This window comes from Streptomyces sp. NPDC059850, assembly GCF_042731515.1.
Classification (GTDB): domain Bacteria; phylum Actinomycetota; class Actinomycetes; order Streptomycetales; family Streptomycetaceae; genus Streptomyces.
This window is the reverse complement of the sequence record NZ_JBHWJI010000017.1, coordinates 169,277-176,306: the sequence shown is the minus strand read 5'-3', so window position 1 is coordinate 176,306 and position 7,030 is coordinate 169,277. Positions and strand designations below refer to the sequence as shown.

The following is a 7,030-nucleotide window of genomic DNA, read 5'->3' as shown; positions in this document are numbered from 1 at the left end:
ACGCCTTTCAGCGCCGATGGTACTGCTGGGGGGACCCTGTGGGAGAGTAGGACGCCGCCGAACAATCATTGGAAAAGGCCCTGTTGGGAGCTTGAAGCTCCCAACAGGGCCTTTTCGTGTTTGTAGGCTGAATGCCATGCGCTACGACATGGTCATCTTCGACAACGACGGAGTACTCGTCGACAGCGAGCCGATCTCCAATCGGCTCCTCGCGGGCTATCTCACCGAGCTGGGGCATCCCACCAGCTACGAGGACTCCCTGCGGGACTACATGGGCTCCGCCATGCACCGCATCCACGACCTGGTCCTGGAGCGCACCGGGCAGCGGCTCCCCGCCGACTTCGACACCACCTTCCACTCCCGCGTCTTCGCCGCCTTCCGCCGCGAGCTGGAGCCCGTCGCCGGAATCGCCGCGACGCTGAGCGGGCTGCGGGCGGACGGGATTCCGTACTGCGTCGCCTCCTCCGGAAGCCATGAGCGCATCCGGGTCGCCCTGCGGAAGACCGGGCTCTACGACTTCTTCGGCGAGGACCGCATCTTCAGCTCCGAGGACGTGGGCCGTGGCAAGCCCGCCCCCGACCTGTTCCTCCACGCGGCCAAGAACATGGGCGTCACCCCGGAGCAGTGCGCCGTCGTCGAGGACAGCCCGCTCGGCGTGCGGGCCGCCGTGGCCGCCGGTATGGACGCGTACGGCTACACGGCCATGACCCCGGCCGACCGGCTCCCCGGCGCCCTGGCCCACTTCTCCGAGATGGCCGAACTGCGAATAGTGCTCAGCTCTACCCACAAGTAGGGCCGGGGGCCTACGCTCCTCGGCCATGACGGATACGCGCCCGGACCCGCGGCTGCGGCATGGCCGGGCCTCGCTGGCCATCAGCTTCTTCGTCCAGGGCGCGATCTTCGCTCTGCTCGTGACCCGGATACCCGCGCTGCAGGACCGCTACGGGATATCCGACGCGATGCTGCCCGTCTTCCTCGCCGCCGTGCCCGTGCTGGCCGGGGTGGGCAGCGTCGCCACCGAACACCTCGTCAAACGCGTACGGCCCGGCCGGGTGCTGCGCTGGGTCCAGCCCGTCGTCTCGCTCGCCCTGCTCGCCGCCGGGTCGGGCACGGCCGTGTGGCAGCTCGCCGCCGCGCTCGCGGTCTTCGGCCTCACCGTCGGCGCGCTCGACGCGTCGATGAACATGCTCGGGGTGAGCCTGCAGCGCGCGTACGGGCGCAGCATCATGCTCGGCTTCCACGCCGCGTACAGCCTGGGCGGGATCGCCGGGGCCTCGCTCGCCTGGGCGGGCGCGCACTGGGACCTGCCGCTGCCCGTGCTGTACGCGCCGCTGGTGGCGGTCCTCGTGCCCGTCGCGTTCGTCGCGGCCCGCTGGTACGCGGACGACGAGAGCGGCCCCGGCGCAGAGGACGGCGGGCACGGGGCGGGGGCCGTGAACATGAAGCTGCTGATGCCGCTCTGCCTCGTCATGGCCTTCGCCTACATCGGCGACTCCACGGTCTCCAACTGGTCCGCCAAGTACCTGGAGGACGTGCTGCACAGCTCCGACCAGCTGGCGACGGTGCCGTACAACGTCTACATGGTCACCACCCTTCTCGGCCGCACCTTCGGTGACCTCGGCGTGCGGCGCTTCGGGGCGGCCGCCGTCGTCCGGGCCGGGTCGCTGCTCGCGGCGGGCGGGTTCGCGGTCGTCGCGGCGGCGCCCGGCGCGTGGGTGGGGATGCTCGGGTTCACGCTGCTGGGGCTCGGGCTGTGCGTCCTGGTGCCGCAGACGTTCGCCGCCGCCGGGCGGCTCTTCCCCGGGGCATCGGACGCGGCCATCGCGCGCCTGAATATCTTCAATTACGTGGGCTTTCTGATCGGTTCGCCGCTCGTGGGCGCGCTGGGGGGCGCGTGGAGCTATCGCGGGGCGATGCTCGTGCCGATGGCGCTCGTCCTCGTGACGCTGGTCTACGCGAGGTCGTTCACGGCTGCACCAGCCCGATACGGTGACGGGCATGAGCGGCCGCGCACAGTTGATGTGGGATGAGGAAGTAACCCGGTACGACTTCGGCGCCGGGCATCCGATGGACCCGGTCCGGCTCGCGCTGACCATGCGGTTGGTGGAGGCGTACGGGCTCGACCGGGCGGTCGGGGTGGTGGCCGCCAAGGCGGCCGGCGACTCGACGCTGCGGCTGGTCCACCGCCAGGAGTACATCGACGCGGTGCGGCGGGCATCGGCCGATCCGGCGGCCGCGGACGGTTCGTACGGGCTCGGGACGATGGACGACCCGGCGTTCGCCGGAATGCACGAGGCGTCGGCCCTGATCGCCGGGCAGTCGGTGGGCGCGGCGGAGAGCGTGTGGCGCGGCGAGGCGCTGCACGCGGTGAACTTCGCGGGCGGGCTGCACCACGCGATGCCCGGCGGCGCCTCCGGGTTCTGCGTCTACAACGACGCGTCGCTGGCGGTGGCCCGGCTGCTGGAGCTGGGCGCCGAGCGGGTCGCGTACGTGGATGTGGACGTCCACCACGGCGACGGCGTGCAGGCGGCGTTCTGGGACGATCCGCGGGTGCTGACCATCTCGCTGCACGAGCACCCCCGCACCCTCTTCCCGCAGACCGGATGGCCGGAGGAGACCGGCGGTGCGGGCGCCGAGGGCTCCGCGGTGAACGTGGCGCTCCCGGCCGGGACAGGGGACGCGGGCTGGCTGCGGGCCTACCACGCGGTCGTGCCGGAGCTGCTGGCCGCCTTCCGCCCGCAGGCGCTGGTGACCCAGCACGGCGCGGACACCCACATCGAGGACCCGCTCGCGCATCTGGGTGTGACCGTGGACGCGCAGCGCGCGGTGGCGGAGAGCTGCCACCGGCTGGCCCACGAGCACGCGGACGGCCGCTGGGTGGCCCTCGGGGGCGGCGGCTACGCGGTGGTGGACGTGGTGCCGAGGTCGTGGACGCATCTGGTGGCGATCGCGGCGGGGCGTCCGGTGGAGCCGGAGGCCGAGGTGCCGGAGGAGTGGCGGAGCGAGGTGTACCGGCGGACCCGGCTGGAGGCGCCGCGCCGGATGACGGACGGGCGCGAGCCGCGCTGGCAGGACTTCGCCGAGTCCGGCTACGACCCGGCGGACCGCCTGGACCAGGCGATCCTGGCGACCCGCCGGGCCGCCTTCCCCCACCACGGCCTGCTGCCGTAACTCTTACTTTCGTACGCCGGGGTTAGGCCGACCGTGGGAACTCGGGGCGTTCGCCCCCGGGCGCGGGCGGGGATCCAGCAGCATCGGTGGGGTGTTGAGTACCGCCGCGCTGCGTGCGCATCTGCTGGCGGCGCGGCTCGCCGGGCCGGTGACCACCAGCCGCGAGGAGAGCCTCCGCCGCTACCGGCTCTTCGCCGCCCGCGACCCCCGGGTGCTGCTCGGCCTGGAGCCCGAATACGACTGGTCGTTCACCGAATTGCTTCGCCTCATGGGGAGTAAATGCGGGGTTTCGGTCAACCCGGCCCATGTCTCCGGGCACGATGTGATCGACCCGGAACGTACGATCGCTGCCCTGCAGACCTTCGCGGACCGCCTCCGGGCGGCCGCCGAGACCCGGGCACCGGTGCTCCTGGGCACCGGCCACCCCCACCGCCTCCTGGGTTTCTACGCCGCCTTGGCGTCGGCCCTCTCGGCGGCAGGGTGCCCCGTTCTCACCCCCGCGCAGGGTAGATGTGTCGACATAACGACTCGTTTCGGCGTACGTACGTACCAGCTCACCTACGTACGGGGAGTCGCGATGGTGCGGGAACCCGGCGCCCGGCCGACCGCGAGTGAGCCGGGCGCCCACAGTCACTCGCCCCTCCCGGTTCGCGTCGCCCTCGCCTGTGCCGCGGAGTCCGGAGGGCCGCTCCCGGGGCTGGTGATCGGGGACCACGGATGGGTCTGCGGAGCAGGTCAACTGGGGTTTGCCGCCATCGGACTGGGCGACACCGACGACCCCGCGCTGTTCGTCGGGGAAGCCGAGGGACAGGTGTCCGTGGCCGTTCCACTTGATGACGCTGTGCGGTCTGGTTACTACCGGCCGCTTACTCGCTATGTACTCAATCGAGCGTGTCTGTCACAGTAGGCGTGCGATCGCTACTCCTCTTCCCCACTCGCATCACCCGCCCCTAACCTGGGGATGAGCGCGCATGCGAGAGGAGTCACCGGAGGGGAAGCCGGTGCCCGACATGTGCGGAAGGTTCAGGTGGTGTGTCATGGCTGCTGGCGAACGGCCTCTGAATGAGGTTCAGTTTCTGACCGTGGCGGAAGTCGCCTCGGTGATGCGAGTCTCCAAGATGACCGTGTACCGCTTGGTGCACAGTGGTCATCTGCCGGCGATCAGGGTGGGCAGGTCCTTCCGGGTCCCGGAGCAAGCGGTGCATGAGTACCTCCGCGAGTCCTATGTGGGGGTGGAGTCCGCTTAGGCCACTTAGGCCGTCGACCCTCGGATTACGTGCTTCGCTCGGTGACGGGTAGGCTGGCCCGATGTAGGTAGTGTGGGCTCGGACGCCCCGCACCGAGTGAATCGAAGTAAGCGAGGGTAGTCGTGGGCTCTGTTATCAAGAAGCGGCGCAAGCGGATGGCGAAGAAGAAGCACCGCAAGCTGCTCAAGCGCACGCGCGTCCAGCGTCGCAACAAGAAGTAAGACCAGCGACGCTGTGTTCGTCCCGCAGCCCTTCCACCCATGGTGGAAGGGCTGCGGTGCGTGCGGCGGGGGCCCGGCTTAAAACGTCGTACCGCGCGGCGAGTGGTCATCACAGCGCAACATCGAACGGTTACGGTGGTCCGCACAGCCCGGCTCGGAATGCTCGGACGAGGGTGGGAAGGAAGGCGCTGATCTTGGGAAAGGTCGTGCTCGTCACCGGAGTCGCCCGCCGGCTGGGGGGTCGATTCGTACGGCGCATACAGCGCGAGCCGGACGTCGACCGGGTCATCGGAGTGGACGCGGTCGCTCCCGAACACCAGCTGGGCGGAGCCGAATTCGTCCGCGCCGACATCCGCCACCCCACGATCGGGAAACTCCTCGCCGAGTTCGGCGTCGACACCGTCGTCCACATGGACATCAACGGCACCCCGCTCGGCGCCCGCGGCAATCGCACCTCGGTCAAGGAAACCAACGTCATCGGCACCATGCAGCTGCTCGGTGCCTGCCAGAAGGCGCCGTCGGTCCAGCGGCTGGTGGTGAAGTCCAGCACCAGCGTGTACGGCTCCGCGCCCCGCGACCCCGCCGTCTTCAGCGAGACCACCCCGCCCAAGTCGCTGCCGAGCGGTGGCTTCGCCAAGGACACCGTCGAGGTCGAGGGGTACGTACGCGGCTTCGCCCGGCGCCGCCCCGATGTCGCGGTGTGCGTGCTGCGCTTCGCCAACATCCTGGGGCCGTGCGCGGACTCCCCGCTCGCCGAGTACTTCGCGCTGCCGGTGCTGCCCACCGTCATCGGCTACGACCCGCGGCTCCAGTTCGTCCACGAGAAGGACGCCCTGGAGGTGCTGCGGATCGCCGCCTCCGAGCCGCGCCGCTCCACGCTCAACAGCGGCACGTTCAACATCGCGGGCGACGGGGTGCTGCTGCTCTCCCAGGCCGCCCGGCGGCTGGGCCGCCCCACCCTGCCGCTGCTGCTGCCGACCCTCCGGTGGGCCCGCACCGCGCTGCGGTCCCTCGGCATCACCGACTTCTCGCCCGAGCAGATCCGGCTGCTCACCCACGGCCGGGTGGTGGCCACGACCCAGATGCGCGAAACCCTGGGGTTCGATCCCGAGTACACCACCGCCGGCGCCTTCGCGGACTACGCGCACAGCCGCGGTCCCGGGCTGCTCCCGCCCGAGACCCTCGCCCGTACCATCGACCGGCTCGGCGCACTGCTGCCCGCCGGAGCCCAGAAATGAGGAGCGCACCACCATGGCGGACGCCAAGGTCATTCCGTTCGGTGAGGAACCCCGGTCCCGGCGGAAGGGACTGCGCGCGGGCCGTTCGAACCGGTCCCAGGGCCCGCTGAAACCCGTACCGCAGCAGCGCGACGAGGAGCTGGAGCAGCGCCCCGAGACCTCCGCGGCGGCCACCCCGCCCCTGCCCCCGCACCCGCCGAAGCGGGCGCCCGGCGGCGGCGACTGGGAGCGCAAGCTCGCCCAGGGCTTGAGCTTCCTGCGCCGCCGGATCACCGGCGAGTACGAGGTCGACGACTTCGGCTACGACGAGGACCTCACCGACCAGGTGCTGATGTCGATGCTCCGCCCGATGTACGAGAAGTACTTCCGGGTCGAGGTGAAGGGCATCGAGAACATCCCGGAGAGCGGCGGCGCGCTCGTGGTCGCCAACCACTCCGGGGTGCTGCCGCTGGACGGGCTGATGCTCCAGGTCGCGGTGCACGACAACCACCCCGCCCAGCGCCATCTGCGGCTGCTCGCCGCCGACCTGGTCTTCGTGCTGCCGCTCATCAACGAGCTGGCCCGTAAGGCCGGTCACACCCTCGCCTGCGCCGAGGACGCCCAGCTGCTGCTGGAGCGCGGTGAGGTCGTCGGGGTGATGCCGGAGGGCTTCAAGGGGATCGGGAAGCCGTTCGCGGACCGGTACAAGCTGCAGCGGTTCGGGCGGGGCGGCTTCGTCTCGACGGCGCTGCGCGCCGGAGCGCCGATCGTGCCGTGCTCGATCGTGGGCGCGGAGGAGATCTACCCGATGGTCGGGAACGCGAAGACGCTCGCCCGGCTGCTGGGGATCCCGTACTTCCCGGTCACGCCGACGTTCCCGCTGCTGGGTCCGCTGGGCGCGGTGCCGCTGCCGACGAAGTGGACGATCCAGTTCGGCGAGCCCATCCCGACGGACGGGCATCCACCGGAGGCCGCGGACGACCCGATGCTGATGTTCAACCTGACGGACCAGGTGAGGGAAACGATCCAGCACACGCTGTACAAGCTCTTGGTGCAGCGCCGCTCGGTGTTCTTTTAAGTGATCGCGGTCGGGGGGGGGGGGGGCGGGCGGCGGGCCCCCCGCGGCCCGGGGGTCAGCGCGCGGTGTTGGTGTGGACGTACTCCACGAGCCGGG

At 70.7% G+C, this 7,030-nt stretch carries 8 protein-coding genes; all 8 read left to right on the top strand.

The window, feature by feature from the left end:
• Positions 1-136 precede the first annotated feature (136 nt).
• The 8 genes from ACFV9T_RS16995 to ACFV9T_RS16960 all read left to right on the top strand — a co-directional run bounded on the left by ACFV9T_RS16995 (position 137) and on the right by ACFV9T_RS16960 (position 6,934).
• A complete protein-coding gene (locus ACFV9T_RS16995) occupies positions 137-793 on the top strand; it encodes an HAD family hydrolase (RefSeq protein ID WP_385440867.1) in 657 nt (218 codons plus the stop codon).
• Positions 794-818: 25 nt separating this feature from the next.
• A complete protein-coding gene (locus tag ACFV9T_RS16990) occupies positions 819-2,030 on the top strand; it encodes an MFS transporter (protein ID WP_385440865.1) in 1,212 nt (403 codons plus the stop codon).
• Positions 1,999-3,171 carry an acetoin utilization protein AcuC gene (locus ACFV9T_RS16985; protein ID WP_385440862.1) on the top strand — a complete coding sequence of 391 codons (1,173 nt, stop codon included), beginning with the start codon at positions 1,999-2,001 and terminating at the stop codon, positions 3,169-3,171. The genes ACFV9T_RS16990 and ACFV9T_RS16985 overlap by 32 nt, the downstream gene beginning before the upstream one ends.
• 91 nt (positions 3,172-3,262) lie before the next feature.
• Positions 3,263-4,078, top strand: a complete 816-nt coding sequence (locus ACFV9T_RS16980) for a phosphatase (protein ID WP_385440860.1) — start codon at positions 3,263-3,265, stop codon at positions 4,076-4,078.
• 130 nt (positions 4,079-4,208) lie between these two features.
• Positions 4,209-4,418, top strand: a complete 210-nt coding sequence (locus ACFV9T_RS16975) for a helix-turn-helix domain-containing protein (RefSeq protein WP_014053989.1) — start codon at positions 4,209-4,211, stop codon at positions 4,416-4,418.
• Positions 4,419-4,540: 122 nt separating this feature from the next.
• Positions 4,541-4,639 carry a 30S ribosomal protein bS22 gene (locus ACFV9T_RS16970; RefSeq protein ID WP_003948845.1) on the top strand — a complete coding sequence of 33 codons (99 nt, stop codon included), beginning with the start codon at positions 4,541-4,543 and terminating at the stop codon, positions 4,637-4,639.
• A gap of 194 nt (positions 4,640-4,833) precedes the next feature.
• The gene (locus ACFV9T_RS16965) at positions 4,834-5,877 is read left to right on the top strand and encodes an NAD-dependent epimerase/dehydratase family protein (protein WP_385440857.1); all 1,044 of its coding nucleotides are present in this window, start codon (positions 4,834-4,836) and stop codon (positions 5,875-5,877) included.
• A 13-nt stretch (positions 5,878-5,890) separates the two neighbouring features.
• Entirely contained in the window at positions 5,891-6,934 is a 1,044-nt protein-coding gene (locus tag ACFV9T_RS16960) for a lysophospholipid acyltransferase family protein (protein ID WP_385440854.1), read from the top strand.
• Positions 6,935-7,030: the final 96 nt, after the last annotated feature.